The organism is Syntrophales bacterium (assembly GCA_026417625.1).
In the GTDB taxonomy this organism is placed as follows: domain Bacteria; phylum Desulfobacterota; class Syntrophia; order Syntrophales; family UBA8958; genus JAOACW01.
Window position 1 is genome coordinate 155,529 of record JAOACW010000003.1, and the last position, 15,452, is coordinate 170,980.

14 protein-coding genes and 5 tRNA genes are annotated in these 15,452 nt (G+C 46.1%); all 19 read left to right on the top strand.

Annotated elements, in window-relative coordinates:
* Positions 1-31 precede the first annotated feature (31 nt).
* The 19 genes from N2317_03490 to rplC all read left to right on the top strand — a co-directional run bounded on the left by N2317_03490 (position 32) and on the right by rplC (position 15,444).
* Positions 32-107, top strand: a tRNA-Thr gene (locus tag N2317_03490).
* A 14-nt stretch (positions 108-121) separates the two neighbouring features.
* Positions 122-203 (top strand) — tRNA-Tyr (locus tag N2317_03495).
* A gap of 53 nt (positions 204-256) precedes the next feature.
* A tRNA-Gly gene (locus N2317_03500) sits at positions 257-332 on the top strand.
* 36 nt (positions 333-368) lie between these two features.
* Positions 369-444, top strand: a tRNA-Thr gene (locus tag N2317_03505).
* 20 nt (positions 445-464) lie between these two features.
* Positions 465-614: a 50S ribosomal protein L33 gene (gene rpmG / locus N2317_03510; protein ID MCX7816564.1), complete on the top strand. Its 150-nt coding sequence runs from the start codon at positions 465-467 to the stop codon at positions 612-614.
* 28 nt (positions 615-642) lie between these two features.
* A tRNA-Trp gene (locus N2317_03515) sits at positions 643-719 on the top strand.
* A gap of 50 nt (positions 720-769) precedes the next feature.
* Positions 770-973 (top strand): preprotein translocase subunit SecE, encoded by a 204-nt coding sequence (gene secE, locus N2317_03520; GenBank protein ID MCX7816565.1) that lies wholly within the window; start codon positions 770-772, stop codon positions 971-973.
* Between the two features lie 6 nt (positions 974-979).
* On the top strand, positions 980-1,510 hold the full coding sequence (nusG, locus tag N2317_03525) for a transcription termination/antitermination protein NusG (protein ID MCX7816566.1): 531 nt from the start codon (positions 980-982) through the stop codon (positions 1,508-1,510).
* A 26-nt stretch (positions 1,511-1,536) separates the two neighbouring features.
* A complete protein-coding gene (gene rplK, locus N2317_03530) occupies positions 1,537-1,962 on the top strand; it encodes a 50S ribosomal protein L11 (GenBank protein MCX7816567.1) in 426 nt (141 codons plus the stop codon).
* 22 nt (positions 1,963-1,984) lie between these two features.
* A complete protein-coding gene (gene rplA, locus N2317_03535; protein ID MCX7816568.1) occupies positions 1,985-2,683 on the top strand; it encodes a 50S ribosomal protein L1 in 699 nt (232 codons plus the stop codon).
* 170 nt (positions 2,684-2,853) lie between these two features.
* On the top strand, positions 2,854-3,378 hold the full coding sequence (rplJ, locus tag N2317_03540; protein ID MCX7816569.1) for a 50S ribosomal protein L10: 525 nt from the start codon (positions 2,854-2,856) through the stop codon (positions 3,376-3,378).
* Between the two features lie 23 nt (positions 3,379-3,401).
* Positions 3,402-3,791: a 50S ribosomal protein L7/L12 gene (rplL, locus tag N2317_03545; protein MCX7816570.1), complete on the top strand. Its 390-nt coding sequence runs from the start codon at positions 3,402-3,404 to the stop codon at positions 3,789-3,791.
* Between the two features lie 110 nt (positions 3,792-3,901).
* A complete protein-coding gene (gene rpoB, locus N2317_03550; GenBank protein MCX7816571.1) occupies positions 3,902-7,999 on the top strand; it encodes a DNA-directed RNA polymerase subunit beta in 4,098 nt (1,365 codons plus the stop codon).
* Between the two features lie 12 nt (positions 8,000-8,011).
* Positions 8,012-12,205, top strand: coding sequence for a DNA-directed RNA polymerase subunit beta' (gene rpoC / locus N2317_03555; GenBank protein ID MCX7816572.1), 4,194 nt, complete (start codon positions 8,012-8,014; stop codon positions 12,203-12,205).
* Between the two features lie 70 nt (positions 12,206-12,275).
* Positions 12,276-12,647 (top strand): 30S ribosomal protein S12, encoded by a 372-nt coding sequence (gene rpsL, locus N2317_03560; protein ID MCX7816573.1) that lies wholly within the window; start codon positions 12,276-12,278, stop codon positions 12,645-12,647.
* Positions 12,648-12,665: 18 nt separating this feature from the next.
* Positions 12,666-13,136, top strand: a complete 471-nt coding sequence (gene rpsG, locus N2317_03565; GenBank protein MCX7816574.1) for a 30S ribosomal protein S7 — start codon at positions 12,666-12,668, stop codon at positions 13,134-13,136.
* An 83-nt stretch (positions 13,137-13,219) separates the two neighbouring features.
* Positions 13,220-14,413 carry an elongation factor Tu gene (gene tuf, locus N2317_03570; GenBank protein ID MCX7816575.1) on the top strand — a complete coding sequence of 398 codons (1,194 nt, stop codon included), beginning with the start codon at positions 13,220-13,222 and terminating at the stop codon, positions 14,411-14,413.
* A 15-nt stretch (positions 14,414-14,428) separates the two neighbouring features.
* Complete coding sequence (rpsJ, locus tag N2317_03575; GenBank protein MCX7816576.1) at positions 14,429-14,737, top strand: 30S ribosomal protein S10; 309 nt, start codon at positions 14,429-14,431, stop codon at positions 14,735-14,737.
* 71 nt (positions 14,738-14,808) lie between these two features.
* Positions 14,809-15,444: a 50S ribosomal protein L3 gene (gene rplC, locus N2317_03580; GenBank protein MCX7816577.1), complete on the top strand. Its 636-nt coding sequence runs from the start codon at positions 14,809-14,811 to the stop codon at positions 15,442-15,444.
* Positions 15,445-15,452 lie beyond the last annotated feature (8 nt).

Below are 15,452 nucleotides of genomic sequence, written 5' to 3' on the forward strand. Positions count from 1 at the left end.
GCAAAGTGAGTTCTTTGAAAGTGACATACTGGCTGGCGTAGCTCAATGGGTAGAGCAGCTGATTTGTAATCAGCAGGTTGCGGGTTCGAGTCCCATCGCCAGCTCCACTTTAGGTGATTCTGGAGGGGTTCCCGAGTGGCCAAAGGGAGCAGACTGTAAATCTGCCGGCTCAGCCTTCGGAGGTTCGAATCCTCCCCCCTCCATAAAGTTAATATTGAGGTAACAGGGGGGTGGGTTGGGACCTTGTGAGTTGAGAGCGGGAGTAGCTCAGTGGCTAGAGCATCAGCCTTCCAAGCTGAGGGTCGCGGGTTCGAATCCCGTTTCCCGCTCCACTGTTTGACATATAGTCAGATCTTGGTTGGTATATAGCCCACGTAGCTCAGTAGGTAGAGCACATCCTTGGTAAGGATGAGGTCGCCAGTTCAATCCTGGTCGTGGGCTCCATGCGAGAGGGGAGTTAAAATATGCGGATTATAATAACACTTGCGTGTACACAGTGTAAACAGAGAAATTATACGACTACGAAGAACAAAAGGACGATGCAGAATCGTCTCGAACTCAAGAAATATTGTAAGTTTTGCCGTTCTCATACACTTCATAGAGAAACGAAGTGATTATGTTACTAGGTGGCTTACAGCATGCAGGCCAGTAGCTCTAACGGATAGAGCGCCGGACTCCAAATCCGGATGCTGGGGGTTCGAATCCCTCCTGGCCTGCCATAAATTTAAGCTGACTCTTCAGGATCAAGGGTAAAAGCAGAAAGAGTTTTATGGATAAAGTTAAGGCATGGCTAATAAAGGCGAAGGTTTTTTTGCAAGAGGCGAGGGCTGAGCTTAGAAAGGTTACGTGGCCTACGCCAAAACAGGCGTTTACGTCCACAGCTGTGGTCATTATATTTGTTTTTATAGTGTCTACGTTTCTGGGCTTTGTGGATTTCTGGTTGACGAAACTCGTTAAACTGATCTTGGGTTAGGATGTCATGGCACATCGGTGGTATGTCGTACATACTTATTCGGGTTATGAGAATAAAGTAAAGATCTCGCTTCAGGAGCGCATTCAGGCGGCGGGAAAACAGGAGTATTTTTCCGATATGTTGATTCCAGAAGAAAATGTGGTGGAACTTGTAAGTGGTGAGAAGAAAACCACTAAGCGTAAGTTCTTTCCCGGTTACATTCTCGTTAGGATGGAGCTAAATGAGGAAACGTGGCACCTTGTAAAGAATACTCCTAAGGTGACAGGTTTTGTTGGTGGTAGGGATAAACCCCTGACCATTCCCGACAAAGATGTAGAAATGTTAAAGACTCGTATAAGCGAGGGGACGCTCAAACCGAAGCCAAAGCATAAGTTTGATGTGGGTGATCATGTGCGGATAATAGATGGACCATTTACGAATTTTGAGGGTGTGGTGGACGAAGTAAAACCTGAAAAGGGTAAAGTCCGGGTGATCGTGAGTATATTTGGGCGTTCGACCCCTGTGGAGCTTGATTTTATTCAGGTTGTGCAGAGCTAAAAAACTGTAAGGAGTTATTTGATTGTATGGCAAAGAAAGTTATAGCGAACATAAAGCTTCAGTTGAAGGCTGGTAAGGCGACGCCTTCACCGCCTGTAGGTCCGGCACTGGGGCAGCACGGGGTGAATATTATGGAATTCTGTAAGGCGTACAACGCTATGACGCAGCACCTAGAAGGTATGATTGTGCCTGTTGTCATTACGGTGTATTCGGACAGATCCTTTACGTTTGTTACCAAAACACCACCTGCTTCAGTTCTTTTAAAACAGGCAGCGAAGATTGCCAAAGGTTCCAGCGAACCGAAAAAGGAGATTGTAGGTAAGGTTACGGCCCAGCAAATAAGAGAAATCGCTGAACTAAAATTCAACGATTTGAATGCTCTAGATATGGATGCGGCGATCAGAATTATTGAGGGCACTGCCAAGTCGATGGGCATCGCGATTGAGAGATAATTAGGATTTAGAGGGTAAGGATATGGCTAAAAGAGGGAAGAGTTATTTGGAAGTGAAAAAAAAGTTGATTCCGGGCAAACGGTATACTTTGAAAGAGGCTGTAAATATTGTTGTCCAAACGGCAAGGGCGAAGTTTGATGAAACGGTGGATGTCGCTATCAAACTTGGTGTTAATCCGCAGCATGCTGATCAAATGGTAAGGGGCAGTGTGGTTTTGCCTCATGGGCTTGGTAAACAGGTTCGTGTGCTTGTATTTTCAAAGGGTGAAAAGGAGAAGGAGGCTTTGGAAGCGGGGGCGGATTATGTTGGAGGTGAGGAGTTGATAGAAAAAATTAAAGAAGGTTGGTTGGATTTTGACAGAGTTGTGGCTACGCCGGACATGATGGGAAGTGTGGGGAAATTGGGTAAGATTCTTGGACCACGGGGTCTTATGCCAAACCCCAAAATGGGCACTGTTACTTTTGATGTGGGGCGAGTGGTTAAGGAGTTAAAGGCTGGTAGGGTTGAATTCCGCGTTGAGAGAGCAGGTATAGTTCACACACCGGTGGGTAAAGTCTCCTTTGGTCCGGAGAAACTGCTTGAGAATATAATGGCGGTGTTGGAGACAATAATAAGGTTAAAGCCAGCTTCCAGCAAGGGGGCGTATCTCAGAGGAATTGCACTTTCGACCACTATGGGTCCTGGCATAAAAGTTGACCCATTAAGCGTTAAAAATCTGTGATTTTATGTCGAAGACAGCAGGTACTATGTGTTTAATCGGTGATCCGGCCTGCCGAGACGAAGGGATATATGAAGTCTTTTCCTGTATGATGTTTGGGCTTTTCGTTGAGATGATGTGATGCCTCGGCAGGATTTCTGAACGGCACTTGATTTGGGAAAGGAGGCTTAATTTTGGACCGTAAAAAGAAAAAACAAATTGTATCTGAATTGCATGAGAAATTGCAATCTTTTGACATGGCTGTGCTGACGACTTATAGCGGTTTAAATGTGGAGAGAATGACTGAGCTACGGAGAAATCTACGTAAAGCCCAGGCGGAGTTAAGGGTCGTCAAGAACAATCTGTTGCGCATTGCTTCGGAAGGAACGGAACTCGAAGTTTTGAGGGATAGATTTGAAGGTCCACTTGCACTTGTGCTTGTTAAAGGTGATGTCGTGGAACCTGCTAAGGTACTTGTGGACTTTGCCCGCAGAAACAGCGAGCTTGAATTCAGGATGGGAGTGATGGGTGGTAAAATAATGCAGAAAGAAGATCTTTTTGCATTGGCTACCCTCCCGGGGAGGGAAGTCCTGCTGGGCAAGGTACTAGGTGTTTTGTTAGCTGTGCCTACAGGTTTGGTGAACGTGTTGAGTGCTGTTCCTCGGGGTATCGTACAGGTTCTTGATGCCTATCGCCGTAAGAAAGAGTCAGATAATTAAAAATACAGGAAAGGATGGAGATCATGTCACAGACGATCACAAAAGAGGATGTAGTAAAGTTTATTGAGTCAATGACGGTTTTGGAACTTGCAGAATTGGTTAAAGAACTTGAACAGCGGTTTGGAGTTTCTGCAGCTGCTCCTGTTGCTATGCCAGTGGCAGCGACGCCGGGGGTTGAAAAGGCAGCTCACGTGGAAGAGAAGACGGAATTTGATGTGATTCTGACAGGTTTCGGTGATCAGAAGATCCAGGTGATCAAGGTGGTTAGAGCTATCACTGGTTTGGGGCTGAAAGAAGCAAAGGATCTTGTAGAAGGTGTGCCGAAACCCATTAAAGTGGGTGTTTCCAAAGAAGAAGCTGCGGATATTAAGAAAAAGATAGAAGAAGTTGGTGGAACGGTAGAGATAAAATAAGTATTTTTACCCCCGGAATTGGGATTGCATGACAGTTTATAGAGTAATGTTTTACATTGAAGGGCATCTTTTCCGGGGGTTGTTACTTTGAGAGAGGCTGTAGGGTGTTTATGTATAACGTGAAGAAAGATTTTAGAAGAATAAAAAAACTAATCGAGATTCCCAACCTCATCGAGGTCCAGTTGAAGTCCTATGAGAAATTTCTGCAGAAGGATGTGGACCCCGATAAACGCAAGAATTATGGGCTGCAAGGTGCATTTCGAAGCGTATTTCCAATTTCTGATTACAGTAGAAGATGTTCATTGGAGTTTGTGAGTTATCGAATCGGTGAGCCACGCTACGATGAAAAGGAATGTTTAGAGAAAGGATTAACCTATGCGGCACCAATGAGGATCGTTGTGCGTCTTCAGATCTTTGATGTGGATCCAAGTACAGGGGTTCGCCAGATTAGTAACATCAAAGAGCAAGAGATCTATTTCGGTGAGATACCTCTTATGACGGCCAACGGAACTTTTATCATTAACGGTACGGAGAGGGTGGTAGTAAATCAGTTACACAGATCTCCAGGAATTTTTTTCGATCATGATAAAGGTAAAACGCTGGCAAGTGGTAGGGTTGTTTACTCAGCAAGAATTATACCCATCAGGGGTTCGTGGCTTGATTTCGAATTTGATTCAAAAGATTTGCTTTATGTGCGTATAGATCGCCGTCGAAAGATGCCTGTGACGGTTCTTTTGAAGGCTCTTGGCTATAGCACGGAGTTAATCCTCAATTATTTCTATGACATTGAGACGGTTTTCTTCGAGGAGGATTCCATCAAGAGGGTGGTGGGTGAATCCCTAATAGGTGAAAAGGCGCCGGAGGATATTAAGGACCCCCGCACGGGAGAGGTTATTGTTAGAAAGGGGAGGAAGATAAACAAGCTGCTTTTGAAGAGGATTACCGATGCGGGTATCGAAAGGATTGAAATCGACGAACTAAGTCTGATCGGGAAAATCCTATCATCAGACGTAAAGGACCCGGAAACGGGTGAGGTCATAGCCCACTGCAACGAGGAATTAACACCAGAAATTCTGGAGGAGATAAAGAGTAAAGGTATAAAAGAATTAAATTTCATTCACATAGATGAAGACAGAAGCAATATTTCTATAAGGGAAACACTTCTAATTGATAGGGTGGATTCTCAGGAGGACGCCATTATTGAAATCTACAGAAGGTTAAGGCCGAGCAACCCTCCCACACCCGAAACAGCTCAGGCCTTCTTCCACAGTCTTTTCTTCGACCCGGCGACCTATGATCTATCTGATGTGGGGAGGGCAAAGATGAACTACAAGCTCCGGCTTGACATACCAACGGATGTAACAGTTCTCACGAATAGTGATATACTGGCAGCAGTAAAATACCTTTTGAATTTGAAAATGGGTTCTCCGGATTACAGTGTAGATGATATAGATCATTTGGGGAATAGAAGGGTGAGATCGGTTGGTGAGTTAATCGAAAACCAGTATCGTATTGGTCTGGTTAGGATGGAGAGGGCAATAAAGGAGAAGATGAGTCTTCATGATATCGAGACATTGATGCCCCACGATCTTGTAAATGCTAAGCCGGTGACAGCCGTTGTTAGTGAGTTTTTTGGAAGCAGTCAGTTGTCACAGTTTATGGATCAGACAAATCCTCTTTCCGAGGTTACTCATAAACGCCGTTTGTCTGCTCTTGGCCCTGGTGGTTTGACACGAGAGAGAGCAGGTTTTGAAGTGCGTGATGTGCATCCCACCCATTATGGAAGGATATGTCCAGTTGAAACTCCGGAAGGTCCAAACATCGGTTTGATTGTATCGCTCAGCACATACGCACGTATCAATGAATTCGGATTTGTTGAGACGCCATACTGGGTGGTGGAAAACGGGGTTATACAGAATAAGATCCGGTTCATGACAGCCATTGAAGAAGAAGATTATATCATTGCTCCTTCTGATTGCCCTGTTGATGAGAACGGTCGTTTGATTGGTGACATGGTTACTGCGAGGAAAGGGGCCGACTTTTTGACAGTGGCACCTGAGGAGGTAAACTACATTGATGTTTCACCCAACCAGTTGGTGAGTGTAGCGGCGACTCTCATACCTTTCCTAGAACATGATGATGCGAATCGTGCGCTTATGGGATCCAACATGCAGCGGCAGGCTGTACCTCTTTTAAGGCCAGCCGTTCCTCTGGTGGGCACAGGTATGGAATCGGTAGTGGCAAAGGATTCGGGGGCTGTGGTAGTGGCGCGGCGCGATGGAGTGGTGGAAAGTGTGGATGCATCTCGGATTGTGGTGAGGAGTGATGGAGCGGAGAAGGATGGCTTGGATATAGGGGTTGATATATATAACTTGACTAAATTCAAACGATCAAATCAGGATACGTGTTTCAATCAGAGACCCTTGGTGAACAAGGGCGACAGGGTACGTAAAGGTCAGGTGATTGCCGACGGACCTGCTACTGATAACGGGGAACTGGCACTGGGTAGAAATGTGCTTGTAGCCTTCATGTCTTGGGGTGGATATAACTATGAGGATTCAATTTTGGTGAGTGAGCGGTTAGTTAAGGAGGATGTCTATACGTCCATCCACATAGAGGAGTTTGAGGTGATGGCCCGGGATACTAAACTGGGCAAGGAAGAGATCACGCGAGATATTCCCAATGTGGGGGAGGAAGCTCTTAAAAACTTGGATGAAAATGGCATCATCAGGATGGGCGTTGCAGTTAAACCAGGAGACATCCTTGTGGGTAAAATAACACCAAAAGGGGAAACTCAGCTTTCGCCTGAAGAGAAGCTCTTGAGGGCGATATTTGGAGAGAAGGCCAGTGATGTCAGGGATACATCTCTGAGGGTGCCGCCAGGTGTTGAAGGTATTGTTATTGATGCAAAGATTTTTACGCGCAAGGGTATTGACAAAGACAAGAAGGCATTGGCTCTTGAAGAAGAAGCGAGGAGAGCTCTGCAGAAGGATCGTGATGATGAGATTAGGATAATTATGGATGCTGTACGTGACAAAATTAAAAGTCTTCTAGTGGGGAAGACGGTAGGAGCTAGGCTTTCAGATCCCAAGAAGAAAAGGATTTTCCTGAAGAAGGGTGATGTTATAACCGAAGATGTCCTCGATAAGATGCCTTTTGAGTACTGGAAAGAGATAACGTTGGAGGGTGATGCGGAAACAGAGGAAACTCTTAATGTGATTTTTACGAATTTGGAACGCCGTATTGACATGATAAAGAAACAGTATGAGGCTAAAGTGGAGCATCTAGAGGCGGGGGATGAATTGCCTCCTGGTGTGCTGAAGATGGTGAAAGTTTATGTGGCTGTTAAGAGGAAACTTTCCGTTGGAGATAAGATGGCGGGTCGTCATGGTAATAAGGGAGTACTTTCGCGAATTCTACCCGAAGAGGATATGCCTTACTTTGCCGATGGCACGCCGGTTGACATAATACTCAATCCACTTGGTGTGCCTTCTCGGATGAACGTTGGTCAGATTTTGGAGACACATCTCGGTTGGGCAGCTAGGGGATTGGGAGAAAAGTTAAACGAGTTACTGGAGAAGTACAGGAACATCCAACGAATTAGGGATGAATTGAAGCGTATCTATAAATCCAAGGATATTGCTGATTTTGTTGACACGGCGACAGATGCGGAAATTGAAGCACTTGTGCACCAAGTGAAAGAAGGGATTCCCATGATATCACCTGTGTTTGATGGAGCTCGGGAGGACGAAATTAGGGGGCTTCTTAGAGCTGCGGATTTACCCGAGCTTGGGCAAGCGGTGCTTTACGATGGAAGAACTGGGGAGCCTTTTGATCAAGAGATCACAGTGGGGATGATATATATGCTGAAGTTGCATCATCTTGTTGATGATAAAATCCATGCTCGCTCCATTGGACCATATTCGCTGGTTACTCAGCAGCCGTTGGGAGGTAAGGCCCAGTTTGGCGGTCAAAGATTGGGAGAAATGGAGGTCTGGGCCATGGAGGCATATGGAGCGGCGTATTCGTTGCAAGAATTTTTGACGGTAAAATCCGATGATGTGGTTGGACGTACTAGGATGTATGAAGCCATCGTTAAAGGTGAGCATACACTTGAGCCTGGACTTCCTGAATCCTTCAATGTTCTTGTCAAGGAACTTCAGAGTTTGTGCCTTGATGTAGAATTAATAGAAGAAGAAGAGGAGTAAAGGGAGGAAACCGTGGAAGATATATACTCTTATTTTGAAAAACCAAAAAATCCCATAAGATTCAACGCAATTAGAATATCTATAGCCTCGCCGGAGAAGATACTGGCTTGGTCCGCAAGGCCGAATACTAACGGTGAGGTGAAAAAACCAGAGACGATAAATTACAGAACGTTCAAACCTGAAAGGGATGGGCTGTTTTGTGCAAAGATATTCGGACCTGTAAAAGATTACGAATGCCTGTGTGGCCGTTACAAACGGATGAAGCACCGAGGTGTAATCTGTGAAAAGTGTGGTGTTGAAGTTACACAGTCGAAGGTTCGTCGAGAGCGAATGGGGCACATAAAACTGGCTGCACCGGTGGCTCATATCTGGTTCCTGAAGAGTATACCGAGTAGAATAGGAGCGGTTCTCGATTTGACTTTGAAGGAGCTGGAAAGGGTTCTCTATTTTGAGTCGTGGATTATCATCGATCCGAAGTATACGCCGTTGCAGAAAATGGCTTTGATCTCCGATGAGGAGTTGAATGAGCTGAAGGAGAAGTATGGAGAGGATGCTTTTGAAGCAGGTATTGGTGCGGAGGCGATTCGCAAACTTTTGGAGCAGGTAGATCTTGAGAAATTGGACGCAGAACTGAGAGAGGAAATTAAAAATGCCGTTTCGGATGCGAAAAAGAAGAAACTCATCAAGCGTCTTAAAGTAATTGAGGCCTTACGTAAATCGGGAAACAAACCGGAATGGATGATTTTGACAGTACTGCCTGTAATTCCTCCAGACCTCAGACCTCTTGTGCCACTGGATGGGGGCCGGTTTGCCACGTCCGATCTCAATGATCTCTACCGCCGTGTTATAAACAGGAATAACCGACTTAAGAGGCTTATAGAGCTCAATGCACCGGAGATAATTATAAGGAATGAGAAACGGATGTTGCAGGAGGCTGTGGATGTGCTTTTTGACAACGGCCGCAGGGGGCGTGCGGTGACAGGAACCAACAAGAGGCCGCTCAGATCTCTTTCGGATATGCTTAAGGGCAAGCAGGGTCGTTTCCGTCAAAATTTGCTGGGTAAACGTGTGGACTATTCTGGGCGTTCTGTTATAACTGTGGGTCCTGATCTGAGACTTCATCAATGCGGTTTGCCGAAAAAGATAGCTTTGGAACTCTTCAAGCCTTTTATTTACAATCGCCTAATCGATAAAGGTTACGTGACGACCGTCAAGAGCGCCAAGAAGATGGTGGAAAGGGAAACCTCAGAGGTATGGGATGCTTTGGATGAGGTTGTGAAAGAGTTTCCCGTTTTACTTAACAGGGCACCGACTTTGCACAGATTGGGGATCCAGGCGTTTGAACCTGTTCTTATTGAGGGGAAGGCCATCCAGTTGCATCCTCTTGTTTGTACAGCTTACAATGCTGACTTTGACGGGGACCAGATGGCTGTACACATACCTCTCTCTCTTGAAGCGCAGGCGGAAGCTCGGATTCTTATGATGTCAACTAACAATATTCTCTCTCCCGCACATGGGAAGCCCATAATACTGCCCAATCAGGATATAGTGCTGGGTATATACTACCTAACCAGGGAGAAGACAGGTGTAAAGGGTGAGGGTATGGTTTTTGCCTCGCCCGAAGAAGTAAGAAGTGCTGTGGACAACGGAGAGGTAGATATTCATGCTCGGATCACCGTTCGAATCAATGGCGAGAGGAAACAAACCACCGCAGGTCGCGTTATTCTCTCTGAGATAGTTCCGCCAGAGGTGCCATTCGACTATATAAATAAGGTGATGACGAAGAAGGAGTTGGCAAATCTCATTGACTACTGTTACAGACACTGTGGGGCAAAAACGACGGTGATCACAGCGGACAGGTTGAAGGATCTTGGTTTCAAGTACGCTACTATATCCGGGGCGTCCATTGCTATCCATAATATGGTCATTCCTGAGAGCAAGAAGGAAATTCTGGAAAAGGCCAATAAGGAGGTAATGAAGGTTCAGAAGCAGTACCTGGAAGGTTTGATAACGGACGGTGAGAGGTATAACAAGGTAATTGACATCTGGGCTCAAGCAACTGAGAGGATTGCTGCGGAGATGATGGCAGGTATAGAGGCTACAGTGGTGACTACACCTTCAGGAGAAAAGAAGAGGTTGGAGAGCTTCAACCCGATCTACATGATGGCTAATTCCGGTGCCAGAGGCTCTGCTGTTCAGATTCGCCAGCTGGCGGGCATGCGCGGATTGATGGCTAAACCATCTGGGGAGATTATTGAAACGCCCATTACGGCGAACTTCAGGGAGGGTTTAACGGTTCTCCAGTACTTTATCTCCACCCATGGTGCGAGGAAGGGACTTGCCGATACTGCTTTAAAAACGGCCAATTCAGGTTATCTAACACGTCGCCTTGTGGATGTGGCCCAGGATTGCATCGTAACTGAAATGGACTGCGGTACGATTGATGGGATATACGTTTCAGCACTGATAGAGGGTGGAGAAATAATTGAAACTGCAGGAGAACGCGTTCTTGGACGTGTGGCACTGGAGGATATAAAGGACCCATTCACAGGGGAGGTTATTGTTCGTGCAAACCAGGAGATCGATGAGACATTAGCGGAACGGATTGATAAAGCGGGTATTGAAAAAGTGGCAATTAGATCTGTACTGACGTGTAAGTCTAAATACGGTGTATGCGCCATGTGTTATGGCCGTGATCTTGCCCATGGACGTCTGGTGAATATCGGCGAAGCAGTGGGGATCATAGCAGCCCAATCTATTGGAGAGCCTGGTACGCAGCTGACTATGAGAACATTCCATATTGGTGGTACGGCGAGATTTGAAGAACATTCCACACTTCAGGCGCGTCACGATGGAACTATAAAATTCGTTAATCTGTCCACTGTTATATCTAGAACGGGAGATCTCGTAGTTATGAATCGGAATGGCGAGATCCATGTGCTTGATGAAGAAGGGCGCAGTCGTGGTAAGTACCCTGTTCCCTATGGTGCTCATCTTAAGGTGAGAGAGGGTGACTACGTTACTGGTCCAGGTAGAGATCCTAAGACTGGCGAGGAAAGGCAACCTACACTCATAGCCGAATGGGATCCGTTCTCCATACCGATTCTTGCTGAGGTGGAAGGTGTGGTTAAATTTGGGGATATTATTGATGGAAAAACAGTGCAGGAACAGGTGGATGAGGTTACAGGTTTGTCCCGAAAGGTTATCATTGACTTTAAGGGGACGGATCTTCGCCCACGCATTTCAATAAAGGATAAGAGAGGTAGGACGGCTAAGGTTCCAGGAACGAATGCCTTTGCCAGGTATATGTTGCCGGTGGGTGCCAACATTGTGGTTTCCGAAGGGGATGTTGTGAGTGCCGGCGATATCATTGCCAAGATACCCAGAGAGACGACGAAAACCAAAGACATAACAGGAGGTTTGCCTAGGGTTGCGGAACTTTTTGAAGCGCGGAAACCTAAGGAGTACGCAGTGATAAGCGAGATCAAGGGTGTTGTGTCATATGGAAAAGATGTGAAGGGTAAAAGAAAGATAATCATAACACCTGACAGTGGGGAACCAAAAGAATACCTTATCCCCAAAGGTAAGCATGTGAGTGTTCAGGAAGGTGACCGGGTACAGGAAGGCGAACCCCTCATGGATGGTGTGTTCAATCCTCATGACCTTTTGGCAATAAAAGGTGAAAAAGAGCTGGCCCGTTATCTAGTGGATGAGGTACAGGAGGTTTACAGATTGCAGGGTGTAAAGATCAACGATAAACATATGGAGATCATAGTTCGTCAGATGTTGCGACGAGTAAAGATAGTTGATCCAGGGGATACAACATTTATAGCGGAAGAAGAGGTGGAGAAACACCGTTTCCAGGAGGAGAATGAGAGGGTAATAAAACAGGGTGGAAGACCTGCAATTGGGAAACCCATTTTAATGGGAATAACGAAGGCCTCACTGTCTACTCAGAGCTTTATTGCAGCTGCTTCTTTCCAGGAAACCACAAGGGTTTTGACAGAGGCAGCGCTTGCAGGGAAAACGGATTATCTCCGAGGGTTAAAGGAAAATGTGATCATGGGTCGACTCATACCTGCAGGGACGGGGTTACCAATGTACAGGAAATTGGGTATCCTTGTTAAGGAAGGTAGCGAAGAACAAGGAAGTAAAGAGGATATTACTTTACATGAGAAAATTCTTGACATGGAAACCACAAGCTGATAGTAATCCACATTTCCATGTCGCTGGCATTTTCATTGCTGCAGATAGAATTACGAGTGGAGATTAGTAGATGCCTACAATAAATCAGTTGGTTCGTAAGGGGCGCACAAAGGTTGTTAAGAAGTCTACCACACCGGCTCTCGCAGGGTGTCCGCAGCGTCGAGGGGTGTGTGTGCGGGTTTACACAACGACTCCGAAGAAGCCTAACTCGGCGTTACGTAAGGTAGCTAGGGTGCGTCTGACGAGTGGATATGAAGTTACGGCCTACATACCCGGTATTGGCCATAATCTACAGGAACATTCTGTTGTGCTGGTACGCGGTGGTAGGGTAAAGGATCTTCCGGGAGTGAGGTATCATATAATTAGGGGAGCACTTGATGCTGTTGGGGTTCAAGATAGGAGGCAGGGTAGGTCAAAATACGGTACCAAGAAGCCAAGGTGATGTAAGGGTGTAGGAGTCATGCCTAGGAAAAGAGTGGTTGTCAAAAGAGATATAGCGCCTGACCCAAAGTTTAAGAGCAAGCTTGTGGCGAAATTTATAAACTGTTTGATGAGGGATGGGAAAAAGAGTATAGCAGAGAAGATCCTTTATGGGGCGTTTGAGCTCCTGGAGAAGAGGGCTAAGGAACCTCCGCTTCAGGTTTTCGAAAGGGCTATAGAGAATGTGAAGCCTTTGATCGAGGTAAAATCGAGGAGAGTGGGGGGTGCCACGTATCAGGTTCCCACGGAAGTACCTTCCAATAGAAGGCTTTCGTTGAGTATACGTTGGATCATTCATAGTGCCCGTGAGAGATCTGAGAAAAGCATGATTGAGAAATTGGCAGCGGAACTTTTGGATGCAGCGAATGGACGGGGAGCGGCTATTAAGAAAAGAGAAAATGTGCACAAAATGGCGGAGGCCAATAAAGCATTTGCGCATTTTAGATTTTAAAATTTACGGTCGAGGAACAAAGGGTCAAGGTAAATAACTCAGTAAGAAATTTTTGTTAGAGATGAAGAAGGAGGAACTTAGAAATGGCTAAGAAAAAATTTGAAAGAACGAAACCGCATGTGAATGTCGGTACAATTGGCCATGTGGACCACGGAAAGACAACGTTAACAAGTGCGATTACAAAACATTTGTCTAAGAAGGGACTTGCCGAGTATCGGCCCTTTGATTCCATTGACAACGCTCCGGAAGAGAAAGAGCGGGGTGTGACGATTAATATTTGTCACGTGGAATACGAGACGGCCAAACGGCATTACGCTCACGTTGATTGTCCTGGCCATGCCGACTACATCAAAAACATGATTTCTGGGGCCGCCCATATGGATGGAGCTATTCTAGTTGTAGCAGCATCTGATGGACCGATGCCTCAGACAAGGGAGCATATTCTTCTTGCGCGGCAGGTGCAGGTACCTTATATTGTAGTTTTTTTGAATAAAATTGATCTTGTGGATGATCCGGAACTTCTTGATCTTGTGGAATTGGAACTCCGGGAGTTGTTGAGCAAGTATGAATTTCCGGGTGACGAGATTCCTATAATTAGAGGTTCTGCGCTGAAGGCTTTGGAATCCGATGATCCTGATTCTGAAGAGGCGAAATGTATTTGGGAACTTTTAGATGCAATAGATAATTACATTCCTGAGCCTGTGAGAGTGTTGGACAAACCATTCCTCATGCCCATCGGTGATGTTTTTAGTATTTCCGGAAGAGGTACGGTGGTGACTGGTAGGGTGGAAAGAGGTACCATTAGAGTAGGCGATGAAGTAGAGGTTGTAGGTTTCCGGCCTACTTTCAAGACGGTATGCACCGGTGTGGAAATGTTCCGGAAAACTCTCGATGAGGGACGGGCTGGAGACGATATAGGAGTCCTTTTGAGGGGTACCAAAAGGGAAGAAGTAGAAAGAGGTCAGGTGGTTGCAAAGCCGGGTTCCATTACACCCCATACGAAATTTAAGGCGCAAGTCTACGTGTTGACTAAGGAGGAAGGGGGGCGTCATACGCCTTTCTTTACCGGGTATCGACCTCAGTTTTACTTCAGAACAACTGACGTCACAGGTGTCGTTCGATTGCCGGAAGGTGTGGAGATGGTAATGCCTGGTGATAATGTGGAATTAGAGATAGAGCTAATAACACCCATTGCAATGGAAGAGCAGCTCAGGTTTGCAATTAGAGAGGGTGGTAGAACAGTTGGTGCAGGTGTGGTTAGTAAGATTCTTGATTGAGAGAGTATGTCTCAGATGAAGGATCAGAGGATAAGAATAAGACTAAAGGCGTACGATCATAAATTGTTGGATCGTTCGGTGCAGGAGATTGTGGAGACAGCGAGGCAAACGGGTGCCCGTGTGGCAGGACCTGTGCCCCTGCCAACGGAGATCAATAGATTCTGTGTGAATCGTTCGCCACATGTGGACAAAAAGTCGCGGGAGCAGTTTGAGATACGGACTCACAAGAGGCTTATCGATATTATCGAACCAACACAGGCCACAATAGACGCCCTGATGAAGCTGGATTTGGCTGCGGGCGTGGATGTAGAGATTAAGTTATAGGTCTTGCGTTGGTGGGAGATGGATGAGTTATTCGAGAACCATCTCCTACTTTTTTGACTTTGGTAAGGGATATGGGAAAAGGATTGATAGGTAGAAAACTGGGGATGACGCAGATATTTGATGAGGAAGGCACCGCTATTCCCGTCACTGTTATTGAGGTGGAGCCTTCTGTGGTTATTCAAATAAAGACCAAAGAAAAGGATGGTTACGATGCTCTACAGCTGGGGTATGAGAGGGTGAAGAAGAAGGTCCTGACAAAACCACAGATTGGTCATTTTGACAAAGTGGGGAAGGGTTACTTCAGGTACCTCAGGGAGATAAGGTGTGATGTATCTGGGTACGAGGTTGGTTCTGAAATTCGTGTTGATATATTTAGACCCGGTGAGTACGTTGATGTGACGGGTATATCAAAGGGAAGGGGATTTGCCGGTGGTGTTAAACGTCATGGGTTCCGAGGCGGTAGGGCATCCCATGGATCCATGTTTCACCGGGCACCGGGTTCCATTGGATCCAGTTCTTTTCCATCCAGGGTTTTTCCTGGCAAAAGACTTCCAGGGCATATGGGTTGTGAGAGAAGGACGGTGCAAAATTTACGGGTAGTGGCTGTCAGACCGGAGGATAATGTTCTGCTTGTCAAAGGAGCTGTGCCTGGAGCGCCCCGCGGTATTCTGTTGATAAGGGAATCGGTGAAGAGAAGGTCATCATAAAGTTTTGA